Origin of the sequence: Duganella zoogloeoides (assembly GCF_034479515.1) — a bacterium.
In the GTDB taxonomy this organism is placed as follows: domain Bacteria; phylum Pseudomonadota; class Gammaproteobacteria; order Burkholderiales; family Burkholderiaceae_D; genus Rugamonas; species Rugamonas zoogloeoides.
The window spans coordinates 2,719,886-2,734,369 of the sequence record NZ_CP140152.1 but is presented as its reverse complement, the minus strand read 5'-3'; the positions used below and the strand labels follow the sequence as shown (position 1 = coordinate 2,734,369).

The 14,484-nt window shown below is 63.1% G+C and carries 19 protein-coding genes; 8 read left to right on the top strand and 11 right to left on the bottom strand.

Annotation, left to right across the window (positions count from 1 at the left end; genetic code table 11):
* The first annotated feature begins 17 nt into the window (after positions 1 to 17).
* Entirely contained in the window at positions 18 to 1,367 is a 1,350-nt protein-coding gene (locus SR858_RS12145; RefSeq protein ID WP_026637140.1) for an MFS transporter, read from the top strand.
* Positions 1,368 to 1,538: 171 nt separating this feature from the next.
* Positions 1,539 to 2,411, top strand: a complete 873-nt coding sequence (ppk2, locus tag SR858_RS12140) for a polyphosphate kinase 2 (protein WP_407654708.1) — start codon at positions 1,539 to 1,541, stop codon at positions 2,409 to 2,411.
* A 57-nt stretch (positions 2,412 to 2,468) separates the two neighbouring features.
* On the opposite strand, the gene SR858_RS12135 is transcribed toward ppk2, so the two are convergent.
* The 8 genes from SR858_RS12135 to SR858_RS12100 all read right to left on the bottom strand — a co-directional run bounded on the left by SR858_RS12135 (position 2,469) and on the right by SR858_RS12100 (position 6,228).
* Positions 2,469 to 2,915 (bottom strand): hypothetical protein, encoded by a 447-nt coding sequence (locus tag SR858_RS12135; protein ID WP_019921055.1) that lies wholly within the window; start codon positions 2,913 to 2,915, stop codon positions 2,469 to 2,471.
* Between the two features lie 37 nt (positions 2,916 to 2,952).
* Positions 2,953 to 3,375 carry a hypothetical protein gene (locus SR858_RS12130; protein WP_019921054.1) on the bottom strand — a complete coding sequence of 141 codons (423 nt, stop codon included), beginning with the start codon at positions 3,373 to 3,375 and terminating at the stop codon, positions 2,953 to 2,955.
* A 116-nt stretch (positions 3,376 to 3,491) separates the two neighbouring features.
* Entirely contained in the window at positions 3,492 to 3,920 is a 429-nt protein-coding gene (locus SR858_RS12125) for a hypothetical protein (RefSeq protein WP_019921053.1), read from the bottom strand.
* Positions 3,921 to 3,946: 26 nt separating this feature from the next.
* Positions 3,947 to 4,384 carry a hypothetical protein gene (locus SR858_RS12120; protein WP_154819811.1) on the bottom strand — a complete coding sequence of 146 codons (438 nt, stop codon included), beginning with the start codon at positions 4,382 to 4,384 and terminating at the stop codon, positions 3,947 to 3,949.
* 35 nt (positions 4,385 to 4,419) lie between these two features.
* Positions 4,420 to 4,824 (bottom strand): hypothetical protein, encoded by a 405-nt coding sequence (locus SR858_RS12115; protein ID WP_026637138.1) that lies wholly within the window; start codon positions 4,822 to 4,824, stop codon positions 4,420 to 4,422.
* A gap of 28 nt (positions 4,825 to 4,852) precedes the next feature.
* Complete coding sequence (locus SR858_RS12110) at positions 4,853 to 5,299, bottom strand: hypothetical protein (protein ID WP_154819810.1); 447 nt, start codon at positions 5,297 to 5,299, stop codon at positions 4,853 to 4,855.
* 39 nt (positions 5,300 to 5,338) lie between these two features.
* A complete protein-coding gene (locus SR858_RS12105; RefSeq protein WP_019921049.1) occupies positions 5,339 to 5,776 on the bottom strand; it encodes a hypothetical protein in 438 nt (145 codons plus the stop codon).
* Positions 5,777 to 5,808: 32 nt separating this feature from the next.
* Entirely contained in the window at positions 5,809 to 6,228 is a 420-nt protein-coding gene (locus SR858_RS12100) for a hypothetical protein (RefSeq protein ID WP_019921048.1), read from the bottom strand.
* A gap of 150 nt (positions 6,229 to 6,378) precedes the next feature.
* Here SR858_RS12100 and SR858_RS12095 point away from each other — a divergent pair, with 150 nt between their 5' ends.
* Positions 6,379 to 6,750: a glyoxalase superfamily protein gene (locus SR858_RS12095; protein ID WP_026637137.1), complete on the top strand. Its 372-nt coding sequence runs from the start codon at positions 6,379 to 6,381 to the stop codon at positions 6,748 to 6,750.
* 16 nt (positions 6,751 to 6,766) lie between these two features.
* On the opposite strand, the gene SR858_RS12090 is transcribed toward SR858_RS12095, so the two are convergent.
* Positions 6,767 to 7,165 carry a VOC family protein gene (locus SR858_RS12090; protein ID WP_019921046.1) on the bottom strand — a complete coding sequence of 133 codons (399 nt, stop codon included), beginning with the start codon at positions 7,163 to 7,165 and terminating at the stop codon, positions 6,767 to 6,769.
* Positions 7,162 to 8,382: a cyanophycinase gene (locus SR858_RS12085; RefSeq protein ID WP_154819809.1), complete on the bottom strand. Its 1,221-nt coding sequence runs from the start codon at positions 8,380 to 8,382 to the stop codon at positions 7,162 to 7,164. The genes SR858_RS12090 and SR858_RS12085 overlap by 4 nt, the downstream gene beginning before the upstream one ends.
* Positions 8,383 to 8,519: 137 nt before the next feature.
* Here SR858_RS12085 and SR858_RS12080 point away from each other — a divergent pair, with 137 nt between their 5' ends.
* From SR858_RS12080 to SR858_RS12070, 3 genes are read left to right on the top strand one after another with little or no spacing between them, the layout of a single operon-like run.
* Positions 8,520 to 8,981: a hypothetical protein gene (locus SR858_RS12080; RefSeq protein WP_019921044.1), complete on the top strand. Its 462-nt coding sequence runs from the start codon at positions 8,520 to 8,522 to the stop codon at positions 8,979 to 8,981.
* Positions 8,978 to 9,871: a tetratricopeptide repeat protein gene (locus SR858_RS12075; RefSeq protein ID WP_019921043.1), complete on the top strand. Its 894-nt coding sequence runs from the start codon at positions 8,978 to 8,980 to the stop codon at positions 9,869 to 9,871. Before SR858_RS12080 ends, SR858_RS12075 begins: the two co-directional genes overlap by 4 nt.
* A gap of 5 nt (positions 9,872 to 9,876) precedes the next feature.
* Positions 9,877 to 11,103 (top strand): ATP-binding protein, encoded by a 1,227-nt coding sequence (locus SR858_RS12070; RefSeq protein ID WP_019921042.1) that lies wholly within the window; start codon positions 9,877 to 9,879, stop codon positions 11,101 to 11,103.
* A 10-nt stretch (positions 11,104 to 11,113) separates the two neighbouring features.
* Here SR858_RS12070 and SR858_RS12065 read toward each other — a convergent pair whose 3' ends face one another.
* Positions 11,114 to 11,383 carry a GlsB/YeaQ/YmgE family stress response membrane protein gene (locus SR858_RS12065; protein WP_019921041.1) on the bottom strand — a complete coding sequence of 90 codons (270 nt, stop codon included), beginning with the start codon at positions 11,381 to 11,383 and terminating at the stop codon, positions 11,114 to 11,116.
* 229 nt (positions 11,384 to 11,612) lie between these two features.
* Here SR858_RS12065 and SR858_RS12060 point away from each other — a divergent pair, with 229 nt between their 5' ends.
* Both SR858_RS12060 and SR858_RS12055 read left to right on the top strand, forming a co-directional pair.
* A complete protein-coding gene (locus SR858_RS12060; RefSeq protein ID WP_019921040.1) occupies positions 11,613 to 12,122 on the top strand; it encodes a TspO/MBR family protein in 510 nt (169 codons plus the stop codon).
* Positions 12,123 to 12,237: 115 nt separating this feature from the next.
* The gene (locus tag SR858_RS12055; protein WP_322534575.1) at positions 12,238 to 14,484 is read left to right on the top strand and encodes a TonB-dependent receptor; all 2,247 of its coding nucleotides are present in this window, start codon (positions 12,238 to 12,240) and stop codon (positions 14,482 to 14,484) included.

Genomic DNA, 14,484 nt, shown 5'->3' with positions numbered 1-14,484 from the left:
CACAAAGAGACGAGACCATGGCCAACACGACTACACTGAATGGCGTCCAAGCTGGCGTCCACGAACAACCCCAAACCAGCCAGGGCGCCCGCAACATCAATGCCAGGGATGGGCATATTTCTCCAGGTGAGATAGCAATCGGCGTGGTGATCGGCCGCGCATCCGAGTATTTCGACTTCTTCGTGTATGCCATTGCTTCGGCACTGGTATTCCCGTCCGTATTCTTTCCAAACTACAGCCGGCTTGACGGAACACTATACGCTTTCGCGATTTTCTCGCTAGCGTTTATCGCTCGCCCGGTCGGAACTGTGGCGTTTATGGCAGTTCAACACCATTTCAAACGAGAAACCAAGCTCACGCTGGCGCTGATGGTAATGGGTGTCTCCACCGCAGGTATTGCCTTCCTGCCAAGCTTTGAATCGCTGGGCACCACCGCCATCTTGCTGCTGGCACTGTTCCGCATCGGCCAGGGTATCGCCCAGGGCGGCTCGTGGGACGGTCTGCCGTCGCTGCTGGCGCTGAACGCACCCGAAAACAAGCGCGGCTGGTACGCGATGCTGGGCCAGCTCGGTGCGCCGCTGGGCTTTGCGATTGCTGCCGGCCTGTTTGCCTACCTGATGGCAGCGCTGTCGTCGGCCGACTTCCTCGACTGGGGCTGGCGCTATCCGTTTTATGTAGCGTTCGCCATCAACGTCGTGGCCCTGTTCGCCCGCCTTCGCCTGGTGACCACCACCGAGTACTCGAACCTGCTCGACGACCGTCAACTCGAACCAGTCAGCGCTGTCGAACTGGTGAGCAAGCAAGGCCGGAACATCGTCATCGGCGCGCTGGCCGCCCTGGCATCGTACGCGCTGTTCCACCTAGTAACGGTATTCCCGCTGTCGTGGGTGGCCATCAACGAAACCCGCTCGCTCACCGGCGTGCTTGGCGTGCAGTTGCTGGGCGTGGTGCTGATGACCATCGGTATCATCATTTCCGGCATTGTTGCTGACCGTTATGGCCGTCGCCGCACCCTTGGTACGCTGGCGACCCTGATTGCCATCTTCAGCGTGGCCGTGCCGTTCCTGCTCGACGCCGGCGAAAGTGGCCAGAACATCTTCATCCTGCTGGGCTTTGCGCTGCTGGGCTTGTCGTATGGCCAGGCTTCCGGCGCCGTGACCGCCAACTTCGAACAACGCTTCCGCTACACCGGCGCGGCGCTGACCTCGGATCTGGCATGGCTCGTCGGTGCCGCGTTTGCACCACTGGTAGCATTGGGCGTATCGACCCACTTCGGCCTCGCTTATGCCGGTCTGTACCTGCTGTCGGGTGCGGTCGCCTCGTTGGCGGCGCTGAGCTTGAATCGCCGCCTCGACATACGCAACTAAGCCGCAACTAGTATATAAAGCAGTTAGCTCAGTACAAGGGCCGCGCAAGCGGCCCTTTTTTACGTCATCGGCCCGTCATATTGGGCGGGTACAGTGATGAAAGTCCAAACTGAGGAGTGTTGCGTGAATCTGAACCAGGAACAATTGCTCGAACGAGTGCATTTCGAGCTGATGGACGGCTACGACGAAGAACTGGAAATGGAACTCGAAGACCGCGAAATCGACCCGGTCACCCGCAAGGTCATCGAGTACGAGCGCACCGAATCGGCCAAGCAAGAGCGCCGCCTCTATTTCCGCGAGCTGTTCCGCCTGCAGGCCGAACTGGTCAAGCTGCAGGACTGGGTCGTACATACCGGCCACAAGGTGGTGATCATTTTCGAAGGCCGCGACGCCGCCGGCAAGGGTGGCGTGATCAAGCGCATCGTCCAGCGCCTCAATCCGCGCGTGTGCCGCGTCGCTGCCCTCCCCGCTCCCAACAACCGCGAACGCACGCAATGGTATTTCCAGCGCTATGTGTCGCACCTGCCGGCCGCCGGCGAGATCGTGCTGTTCGACCGCAGCTGGTACAACCGCGCCGGCGTCGAACGCGTGATGGGTTTTTGCAGCGACGAGCAGTACGAGGAATTCTTCCAGGACGTGCCGGAATTCGAGCGCATGCTGGCCCGCTCGGGCATCCAGGTCATCAAGTACTGGTTCTCGATCTCGGACGAAGAGCAGAATGCGCGTTTCCTCGGCCGGATCCACGATCCGCTCAAGCAATGGAAACTGAGCCCAATGGACCTGGAATCGCGCCGCCGCTGGGAAGAATATACGAAGGCCAAGGAAATCATGCTGGAGCGCACCCACATTCCGGAAGCGCCATGGTGGGTGGTGCAAGGCGTGGACAAGAAAAAGGCGCGCCTCAACTGCATCCACCACCTGCTGTCGCAAATGCCCTACGTGGAAGTACCGCACCCGGAAATCACCCTGCCCGAGCGCGAATACCATGACGACTACGTGCGTCGCCCGGTGCCTGCGGAAATCATCGTACCGGAATACTATTGATGCGAAAAAGGCGCGCTCCGACTGGATGCGCGCCTTTTTTTGCCTTGCCATTACGGATCAAGCAGGCAGCTGCGTTCCCAGCGCACTGAAGATCAACTCACCGGGCTCGCCAGGGCGCCACACCAGGCCGCCAGCGATATTATCGTTGGTCAGCTGGTTCCACTGGAAGAACAGGTTGCGGGTCGGATCGGTGCTGCTGGTGATGAAAGTTGCCGGTGGGCCCAGGAAGGTGAACAGCGCCAGGCCCGTGATCGGCACCGGCCGCAAGCCGGTCACGAATGGAATGGTGACCGAGCCATCGATCCGGTACGCAAACAGATCGAACGTGGCCTGCTGCTGCACTTGCGAAAACAGGCTGGCCACGTCACCGGTACCGGGCTTGGCGGCATTAGCGACCTGGGCCGGATCGACCGGCTGGGTGAAGTCGATGCTGAACCGCAAAGTACCGAACAGTGTCAATCCCTGCGCGGTTTTCAGCAACAGGGTGAAAACGGATTCGTCCATGATAATCTCCTTCGATATGAATTCGGGGTGACCACGTTCAGAATGGCAGTTGCAGCTGAAAGCCCAGCAGGCTGAAGACCAGTTCAGCCGGTTCACCCGGACGCCACACCAGTCCACCGGCGATCTGGTTGCCAGTGATCTGATTGAACTGCACGAACACCTGGCGGGCCGGATCGGTGCCGCCCAGCACCGTGGTGATCGGGCCGGCCGCCGTGGCCAGCGCCACCCCTTGCAATGGCACGCGGCCAAAGCCGGTCAGCAGCGGAATCGACACCGAGCCTTCCACCGGCAACACGACCGCCGTGATCACGCCCAGTTGCTGGTTTTCAGCCAGCAGCGCCGGCACGCCGCCGTCGGGCGCAGTCGCCAGCGGATCGGTAAAGCGATAACGCAAGGTGCCGAACAGCGTCAGGCCCTGCTCTCCGGTCAGTATCAGGTTGTAAATAAAGTCGTTCATCATGACCTCCCATGGATAGCTAAGAAATAAAAAACCGCCCGACCCGCACAGGTCGGACGTTCAGCTTAGCCAGCGGCAGTGAGCGCCATCCTGATCCATTCGACATTTGCCGTCGTCCGTCAGGCAGGTACCCGCACCAGTGTTCCCAGCAGGCTGAAGGTCAGCTCGCCCGACTCACCGGAACGCCACACCAGGCCGCCGCAAATGTGCTCGGGATCAAGCTCGTACAGTTGCATGCCCACGCTGAAGCGCTGGTCGGTCGAGGAAAGAAACGCCGTCACGAAAGGACCGATGAGCGGGAACCAGGCCGTGCCTTCCAGCGGCACCGGTGCCAGGCCAGTCAATAGGGGAATGTTGATACTGCCCTCCATCGGATACACGAACAGTTCTGTCGTGCTCTGCTGCTGCGCTTGCGCCAGCAGTTGCTCGGTGCCGGCCGGCGAGCGATCGAGAGGTTCCGTCGACACTACCTGGAAGCGCAGCGTGCCCAGCAGCGTCAAGCCCTGCGCCGTTCTGAGCAGTAAGGTGTAATAAGCTAATTCGTCCATGACACTCTCCTTCTTGGATGTATCGATCAGAACGGCGACGGCGTGGCCGTGCCCAGAAAGCTGAACACGAGTTCGGCCGGATCGCCGGGGCGCCACAAGACCCCACCGGCAATGCGCAAACCATCAATATTGTTGAATTTGACAATCGCCTGGCGTGCCGGATCGACGCTACCGAGCACATACGCCAGTCCGGCAGCCGGCGTGACCAGCAAGGCGCCGGTCAGCGGCACGCGGCCCAAGCCTGTCAACAGCGGTATCGACAGAGAGCCTTGCACCGGGTACACGACTACCGTGGCGGTGCCGAGTGGCTGTGCCGAACCACTCGCCACGGTCAGGGCCGAAGCGGGTGGTGGCGCCGCCGCTCCTGCCTGCGATTCGAGCAGCACGCGAAAGCGCAAGGTACCGAACAGGGCGTAACCACCCTCGCCGGTGAGCAACAACCTGAAAATAATCTCGTCCATCATGTCCTCCATGGTGTGGTGATATGAGCTGCCCACGCTCAGGCTGGCAGCGCGATGCGCCTGCCGAGGAAGGCGTATTCCACGACATTCGAATTCGGCAGTTGCGACAGCAAGCCGCCGGCGATGCGTTCGAAACCGATGGGATTGAATTGCACGGTCAGTCCCCGCGCCGCGTCTTCGCTGTAGAACCAGTTCAGCAGCGGCTGCCCCATCTGCACGTAGATCGCGAAGCCGCTCAACGGCACCGGCTGCAGACCGGTCAGGAACGGGATGGTGATACTCCCACGCGCCGGGTACACCACGCCGCCGATCGTGGCAGCCTGCTGCTGCCGGTCCGCGCTTGCATCGAGTGCAGTGGTGAAGTCGATCGAGTACCGCAACGTCCCGAGCAAGGTCAGACCCGTTGCGCTTTTCAACAGCAAGCTATAGATATTCTCATCCATGACTATCTCCCTGGTTGATGGTGTGGCGTCATGCCAGCGTGCCCACTTGCCGTGCCAGCAAGCTGAACGGCACGGTCAACGCTGTGCCCGGCGGCCCCGGTTGCCATAGCAGTCCGCCCACCAGCGCGACGCGGGAAAAGAAGCCGAACTGCAGCACCACCGAAGGCGTTCCGGTGTTGAACAGCACCGCCGACAGCGGGAAGCCGACCGCTGAATAGATCACGCCGGTCAGGCGCACCGGGGCCAGGCCGGTCAGCAGCGGCACGGTAAGCGTTCCGGCCAGCGGCGCTTCGGTGATCTCGATGTATTGGGCTTGCGGCGGCACCTGGTGGCGCAACTGTTCAAGGATTGCGGGCGGCTGACCGGCACTGTCCGGCAGGACAGTGCCGGGATCGTAGTCGATGCGCAGGGTCGCGAACACGCTCAGGCCCAGTTCGCTGGTCAGCAGCAAATTGTAGATACTCTCGTCCATCATGACCTCCATGGTGTAATGCCTTGTCAGGCAGAAGAACCGTCAAGCCGGCAAGATTTGCCGCTTGCCCAGCAAGCCGAAACTGGTATTGGTCGGCCCCCACAACAGGCCGCCGCCGATCTGCTCGTTGTTGACCTGGTTGAAGCACATCAGCACGCGGCTGTCGTCGGCAAACAGCCGGGTGACGATCGGCGGTCCCATCTGGATAAAGAACGCCACATCGTCAACGGGGATGGCGCGGTTGCCGGTCAACAGCGGAATCGTGACCGTGCCTTCGGCCCGGTACACCAGCGCAAAAATGTTTTCCAGCTGCTGTTGTTGCGGCTGCTGGTGGTGGGCCTGGCGCAATGCCGGCAAGGTGAAGAGGTTCCCGTCTCCTCCCTGGTCGGCCTCCAGGCTGCTCAAGCGGTAGCGCAAGACGCCGAACAAGATCAGCCCACCGCGCGATTTCAGGAGCAGGTTGTACACAAACTCATCCATAGTGTTTCCTTCCATAACAGTTAGGAGTGACATCAGAAGGCGCGCGGCAGCTGGCGCGCCAGGACGCTGAACACCAGTTCGCTATAGTTGCTGCTGCCCCAGATCACGAAGCCGCCCAGGTCAGGGCTGCCGAACGGAAAAAGCTGGATGCCGGCTGACGGCCGCGCGTTGCCGCTGTCGAGGGCGAACGAGAACAGGCCGGCGGCGGTGGCAAAAGCAATGCCGCGCAGCGGTACCTGGCGAAATGCCGCCAGTAAAGGCAGCGAAATTTCACCTTCGATCGGCACCGGCACCAGTTCCTGCGTGACGGGCACCAGCGCCTCGGACGCCCGGGCCGGCAAGCGGACGCTGCCGGTGGACGTGTCGGGCTCGATACGACGCAGGCGCAAGGTGCCGAACAGGCTCCAGCCTTGCTCGCTTGTGAGAAACAGGTTATAGATTTGATCTTCCATCAGTACCTCCAGAGTGGGTAACGGAACACAGGACTCGCGATGAGCCTGTGTCCAGCGTAGCCAGCCGGACGCCACCGATGCTGACGCAATCGACATGCGCAGCCACATCGGGCGTACTATTCAGGGTCTGAATTTCCGTGGAGATTAGAAATGCAAATTGGTACTGTCACACCGCTGCTCAGAATGTTCGATGAAGAAAAAGCGCGCGCGTTTTATATCGATTACCTCGGATTTACGCGCGACTGGGAGCACCGTTTCGAGCCGGGCATGCCGCTGTACCAGCAGGTATCGCGCGGCGCCTGCGTGCTGCACCTGACCGAACACCACGGCGATTGCTGCCCTGGTGCGGCGATTCGCGTAACGGTGGACGACATCGACGCCCTGCACGCCGAACTGGCCGCCAAGCCGTATGGCTATGCGCGGCCCGGCATCGAAGAGATGCCATGGGACAGCAGGGAAATGTCGATCAAGGATCCGTTCGGCAACCGGCTCACGTTCGTGCAGGTGTCCGACCAGGATTGAAAAAGAAGATGGGAACTTACGGCACTAGTGGGTCGTGGCAGCAAACGCAAATTTTGTTGCCATCCGGGTCGCGGAAATAGGCGCCGTAGTAGTCGGCATGGTAGTGCGGCCGCAAACCTGGCGGTCCTTCGCAGGTCGCGCCAGCCTCCAGCGCAACCTGGTAGGCGCGGTCCACCGCCGCGCGTGATGGCGCCAGCAGCGCCACCATGTTGCCGTTGCCTGCCGTGGCAGCGCCGCCATCATGCGGTGCGCCGACCACGAACAGCGGGCGCGGCTGGCCCGGCTTCATCCAGGCCGCCCAAGGTTTTGCGGAATCGGAAAACTTGAGCGCCAGGCCCAGCTCGGGCAACACCGCATGGTAAAACCGCAGCGCGCCCGCGAAGTCGTTCACGCCCACGAAAACGTGCGAAATCATTGGTACCAGGGCCGGGTGATTTTCAGCGGCCGCACGTCGAGCCGCATATTGAGGACCGTGTACGCTTCCGATGCGGCCGAGGAATAGCCGGTGGTGGCGGCATCACGAGTGAGCTTGAACTCGAAGCCCAGTTCCTGGTGCGGCTCGCCCGGGCCTGCGGTAGCGATGCCGATTGCCTCTGTCTGCGAGCTGTCCACCAGCTTGGACATCATGATCAGGATGGTGTTATGGCCCAGCACGTCGGCCGAGAACACGGGGTCGGAGTAATACGGATTGGCCGGATCGACCTTGCCTTCGACCTTGTCTTCGGACGGTGTGTACTTGTGCAATTTAAGGTCGTACTTGTCGCCGCGGTCGAGATAGCTCAGGCGCGCATTCTGCAGGTTGAACTGCTCGACGTCGCTGTTGACGGTGGCACGGGTGAGGTCCACCACCAGCGCGCCCTGGTAGCCCAGCACTTCCACTTCGCGCTGGGCATTGATCACCACGGCCGAATTCTCGTCGATACCGATGCCAAGTTTGTAGCCTTTCTTGAGCATGGCCGGCAGCATGCGCGCAAAGCGTCCGCGCGCTAAAAGGTGCTGGTCGATAAAGATGTCGTCACCCACGAAACCGAGGCCCAGGGCCAGCTCGCGGCCATTGACGCCTTCGCTCAGGGTGCCGAACACGGTTTTCGCCTCGTAATACATGGTGGTGCTCATGATGGCGGCGCCGGCGCTGGTGCCGAAGATTACGCCACCGCGCCGATAAACATCCCAGATCGCTTCGAGCACCTTGGTGCGGCTGCCGTCGGGGCGCACCAGCGCCTGCGTGATCAGGGCCTGGTCGCCGCCTGAAAAATACACGCCGCCCGCGTCGCGGATCGATTGCGCAATGGTGTCGTCGTCGGCGTCACGGCGGTAATCGCGGTCTTTCATGCGCACGGCCAGTGGCACCACGAAGGCGTTGGCGCCTTGCTTGTTCAGCCCTGCGGCCGCGTAGGCCCCGGAACGGACCGGGTTGCCGGCTGCGCTGGGCAGCACCGCGATGCGGGCGCCGGCGCCGCCGGCCAGTTGCACCACGCGCTGCCAGATCACGGTATTGTCACCGCGCACGGCGCCGCCGGCGATTACCAGCGAGCCCTTGGGAGGCGCTTCGGCCGCCGCTGCCTGCGGTACCGTCAACATCATTGAAATGGACATCGCCACCACCATCGCCGCCCGAACAATACTTACCATGCCTGCCATCCCCGCAATCACTATTGAATATGCCCGCGCCAGTGCGCGCAGACGTAAGACTACCATAGGAGCAACAAATTAATTGCCCGGATCGGCGCGAGTTGCTACCATGCGGCCTTGCCGACCACAACCTCCCCATGCGCGAACATCTGCTTACCCCCTCGCTGTCGGCCACTACGCGGCCGGTCACGCTGTACTCCGTCCAGTCGAGTTTCCTGGTTGCCTTCCTGGGCGGCCCGGTGTCCATCCTGCTGTATAGCAGTCTGAATTCCTGGCGCCTGCGCCGCACCGGCGATATTCCGGTGATCGTGCTGGGCGCCGGCGCGGTTGTCAGCCTGGTGTACGCGCTGCTGTTCCAGCCGATGCTGTTTGCCGGCCTGGTCGAGCTGCTGGGCAACGACACTTTCCGTGCACTGCGCACCGTGCTGTCGCTGGCGATCTGCGGCGTGTTCTATGGCCTGCACCAGAAGCAGCACCGCTCGGCCGCCTTCTTCCACGACAAGCCGCCGTCGCCGTGGATCCCGGCCATTATCTGTATCGTTATCGGTTATGTCAGCTTCTTCCGCCTGTTTGACGTGATCAAGGGAATAGCGTCATGAGCGAAAACGCCCTGCTTTCCGCGCGCGACTACGCGCTGCAAATCGACGGCCTGCTCGAACGCAACCGCTACGCCCATGCACGGGTGCTGATCGGCGAAGCGCTGGCGCACTACCCGAACGACAGCACGCTGCTGTTTGCCGCTGCTCGCGTCGATTACGACACCGGCGCCCGCGACGAAGCTCGCCACACGCTGCAACAGATCCTGGCCCACGATCCCGAGGACTACGGCGCCCGATCGCTGATGGTCAACGTGCTGCAGGACCAGGGCGACCTGCCGCAAGCGGAACTGCTGCTGATCGAGCTGATCCGCGAATACCCGGAAGCGGGTTTCCAGTACGCGCGCTATGCGCTGCTGATGTACCGCACCCTGCACATCGAAAAAGCCCAGGCGCTGGCGCGCGAAGCCTTCCGGCTCGACCCGAACAACGAGCTGGCCCTGACCACGTGCCTGATCGGCGACATCATCGACGGCCGCAAGGGCGCCGAGCAGGCCGGCCTGGCGCGGCTGCTGCAAGGCCACCCGGAAAGCGAAAACACGGCCCGCATGCTGATCACGCACTTGCTCAGCCGGGGCCGCTACAAGGCCGCCAAGCGCATCGCGGTGGAGCTGCTCAAGCTGTATCCGAATTCGCGCGAGGTACTGGAACTGGTGGTGCAGCTCGATGCGCTGAGCCACTGGAGCATGTTGCCGCTTTGGCCGCTCAACCGCTGGGGTTGGGCAGCCTCGGGGGCGTTGTACGTGCTCACCCTGCTGGGCCTGAACCTGGTACGCAACCAGGCGCCGCTGTTTGCCAGCGCCGCCACCTGGACCTTGCTCGGCTATTGCGCCTATTCCTGGATCTATCCATCACTCTTGACGCGCTGGCTCAAACGCCGCGCAGGACTCTGACCGCCATGACCATGACACGAGAAGCCTACGAAGCGGCGCTGGTGAGCGACCCGTTCAATATCGACTCGCGCCTCGGCTACGCCCGCCTGCTGCTGGACGCGCAAGACGCGCCGGCTGCTTTAACCCAGTTCGAACTGGTGGCGCGCCAGCGACCGGACGCTGCCAGCCTGACCGGCAAGGCGCTGGCATTGCTGGCCCTGGAACGCACGCCGGAAGCGCTGGAAGCGTACACGGCGGCGCGCCAGCTCCCGGACTTCGCCCCGTACGACGCGCTGGAACAATTGCAGCAAAAGGCACGGCCGGCGACCGGCCCGGTGCTGTCAGTGGTAGGTGGCGGCGCCAAGGTGGTGCCCCTGAAACCGCAGGCGCCGGACCAGGTGCGCTTTGCCGACGTGGGCGGCATGGAAGACCTCAAGAAAACGCTGCGCCTGCACATCATCGAACCATTCCTGCGCCCGGGCCTGTTCGCCAAATTTAAAAAAAGCGGTGGCGGCGGCATACTGCTGTACGGCCCGCCAGGCTGCGGCAAGACCATGATCGCACGCGCCATCGCCAACGAGTGCAATGCCTCGTTCGTGTCGGTGGGCATCAGCGAAGTGCTCAGCATGTGGCACGGCGAAAGCGAACGCGCGCTGGCGCAGTTGTTCGAAAAAGCGCGCGCGCAAAAGCCGTGCGTGCTGTTCTTCGACGAACTCGATGCACTGGCCTTCTCGCGCAGCAAGGCGCACAGCGAAAACAGCCGCACCATCGTCAACGAATTCCTGTCGCAGCTCGACGGCTTCGAACGCGACAACCGCGACGTGCTGTTCCTGGCCGCCACCAATATGCCGTGGGACGTGGACCAGGCCATGAAACGCACGGGCCGCTTTGCGCGCCAGCTGTTCGTGCCGCCGCCGGATGCCGAAGCGCGCAAGCACATCATCGAACTGAAGTTGCGCGACATCCCGGTGCAGGACATCGACGTGGACGCGCTGGTCACGGCCACGCCCCACTACTCGGGCGCCGACATCGACGGCCTGGTGGACCTGGCCAAGGAAAGCACGCTGCACGACATCCTGTCCGGGGCGCCGGAACGGCCGATCGGCCCGAAGGACATGGAATACGCCCTGGAGCAGATGCAGCCGTCCACGATCGAATGGCTGAAAACCGCGCGCAACCTGGTGCGCTATGCCGGCAGCGACGACAGCTACCGCGACGTCGAGAAATACCTCAAGAAAACCAAGTTCGCCTGATTGTCCACGGTCATCGCACCCGGCCGCGGCGGAACAGGTTGACAATGGCCAGCAGGATCAGCGCGCCGAGGAACGACACACCGAGCGAGGCCAGGCTGAAGTCGTCGGAGTTGATGGTGCCGGTGCCCAGCACGGGCGCCAGCAGCCAGCCGCTCAGCAGCGCGCCGACGATGCCGACCACCACGTTGAGCAGCAGGCCTTGCTGGGCGTCGGTTTTCATGACCAGGCTGGCCAGCCAGCCCAGGATGCCGCCTATGACTATCCACAGTATCAGATTCATCTTTTTCCCCTTGTAGTTGAGTGTGCCTGGTGAGCGTGCCCGCGAGCCGGCACGCCACCCGGCCGGTTGATTATGCGGAGCCTGGGCGCGCGCGCCTATCGGCACTCGTCGCAAGCTGGTGTCGGAAGACTCCTAACTTGCGTCTGACCTGCGGCCATATGTATGCTGGCGAACGGAGTGTGGGCCGCCCTTGGCTCACCATCTGGCTTACCATCACGGAGCACCTGCCATGACCACGCATACCCTTCCCCCTTCACGACCACTGCAACTGCCGGCGCTGGCCGGCTGGGTGGTGTTCACCTTTGTGTTTGCCGCCATCGGCGCGTTTGCCACGTCGCAGGCCGGCGCGTTCTATCAGCAGCTCGACCGCCCCGCGTGGGCGCCACCGGCCTGGCTGTTCGGGCCGGCGTGGACGGCGCTGTACGCCCTGATGGCGGTCGCCGCCTGGCGCGTTTACCGTACCGCGTCCGAGCGCAGCGTGCGGCCCGAGCTGACCTTGTACGTGGCGCAGCTGGCGCTCAACGCGTTGTGGAGCTGGCTGTTCTTTGCCTGGCACAACGGCCCGCTGGCGTTTGCCGAGATCATCGTGCTGTGGCTGGCGATTGCCGCCACCATCGTCGCCTTCGGCCGGCGCGACCGCGTGGCCGGACTGTTGTTGCTGCCCTACATAGCCTGGGTCACCTTCGCCGGGGCGCTGTGCTACAGCATCTGGCAACGGAACCCGGGTGTGCTGGGCTGAAGTCATGACACCTTGGTATGTAAAAATAGCAATCAGGAAATTATGTTGTTCTAGCAGCTACTAAATGTGAAGCCAAGCTGATAGACTGCGAGGTTTGGCTTTTCCTACTGCTTTCATGTTGAAATCTTGCGTTCCCGACCACGCCGCCACACTGGCATTGACCTTGTCGCCGCTGATCCTGCTGGCCGGCGCGCCCGCCGCCGCCCAGGATCAAGCGGGCGCAGCCCTGCCTGAGGTCGTGGTCACCGCCCAGCGCACGCCTGCGCTGGAATCGAAGACGCCGGTGTCGATGACGGTGCTGGGAGAACGGCAACTGGTCGAACGCGGTCTCGAAAACCCCGGCGACATCGGCGCCGCCATCCCCAACGTGGAATTCGACAATGCCACCGACGGCCTGCGCATCACCATGCGCGGCGTGTCCAGTGCCGATACCACCGGCAAGGGCGATCCGTCCGCCGCCTTCATGGTCGATGGCGTCTATATCGCCCGGCCGCAAATCCAGAATCTGTCGTTCTACGACCTGGAACGGGTGGAAGTACTGCGCGGACCGCAAGGCACGCTGTACGGCCGCAATACGACCGCCGGCGCCGTCAATGTCATCTCCAGGACGCCGGTCGATACCTTCGCCTTCGATGCCCATGCCGGCATCGGCAACTATCGCAGCCGCGAGGCCGGCGCCATGCTCAACGTGCCGGTCAACGACGCGCTGGCGCTGCGCGCGGCCGTGGTGGCGCACCGCCACGACAGCTACCTGCGCAACGGCCAGCATACGCCGTACGCGCTGGGACTGGACCGCGACGACGTGTCCGCGCGCCTGTCTGCCAAAATCAGGCTGCACCGCGACGCCACCCTGCTGCTGCGCGCCGACCACAGCCGGGTGGACGACAACAACGACAGCTTCGTCCCCGACACCAATTTCTATTCGGGCGTATCCGCCGGCGCACCGGTCTGGCAAGGCGGCAGCACGCGCAACCTGCTCACCAACCGCTTCATCTCGCCCAATTCGACACCATCGCAGGGCTACAGCCACAAGACGACGTCCAGCCTCGGCGCCGACCTGCAATGGGACCTGGGCGCGGCCACCTTGTACTACCTCGGTTCGCACCGCGACTACGACCAGCAGCAGTTGACCAACTCCTACTACCGCGTGGCGCCCGGCGTGGCGCTGGGCGTGCACCAGGACTTCGACGGCTGGTACCGGCAAGACTCGCACGAAGTGCGCCTGGCCAGCAAGGCCGCCGGGCCGCTGACGGGACAGGCCGGCGTGTACTACTTCCGCGAACGGTCGTCGCAATCGTACGCGTTCCGCGACCTGGAAGCGGCCGGCCTGACGCCGTATTACGCTTTCCCGCACGGCCCCACGCGCTCGGCCAGCAAGGCGCTGTTCGGCCAGGCCACTTACCAGGTGCGCGGCGACCTGCGCCTGACGGCTGGCGCGCGCCGCACCATGGATAAAAAATCGCGCTATGGCGCCACCAGCTTCCAGCAGGCCAGCGTGTTCAACCCTGCCACCGACCTGCAACTGCTCAACGCTGCCGACCTGGCCACCAACCAGGCCACCTGGCGCCTGGGCGCGGACTTCGATGTCACGCCATCGACCATGGTGTATGCGTCGATCGCCACCGGCTACAAGGCCGGCGGTTTCAATGACGGCTGCATGGCGGGCGCACAGGCGCTGGGACTCACCTGCAACCCGGCGCTGGCCGTGCCACGCACCACGCTGGTGTACCAGCCGGAGCAACTGCGCGCCTACGAAGCCGGCGTCAAGACCCGCTTCCTCGACCAGCGCGGCGCGCTCAATGTCTCCGTGTTCAGCTATGACTACACCAATTTGCAGCTCTCGGGTGTAGCCATTGTGGCCGGTGCGCCCCGCTTCATCACCAACAATGCCGGCGAGGCCAGCGTCAAGGGACTGGAACTCGAGGGCCAGTTCAAGCTGACCGCGCAGGACCAGCTGGTGTACGCGCTGTCGCTGCTGGACGCCCACTACGTGCGCTACTCGCCGGACGGTGTCCATTCGTGGAACGGCAACAAGCTCGATCGGGCCCCGGCGCATACCGTGTCGCTCGGCTACGAACGCAGCATGCGCGTGGCCGACGGCGTGCTGGCGGCGGGCCTCGATACCCGGCGCAGCGCCGATTACGAGATTGCCGTGGCGTCGCAACTGCTGCGCTACCGGGTGCCGGCACGCACCGAGACCGGCGCCTCGCTGCGCTACACCGTGGCCGGTGGCGCCTGGAGCGTGCTGGCCCGGGTGAAAAACCTCGAGAACAAGGTCCGCCCGATCAGCATCGACAGTTTCGGCATGGCGGTGCCGAGCGATCCGCGCACGTTCGATCTGCGCGTCGATTACCGTTACTGA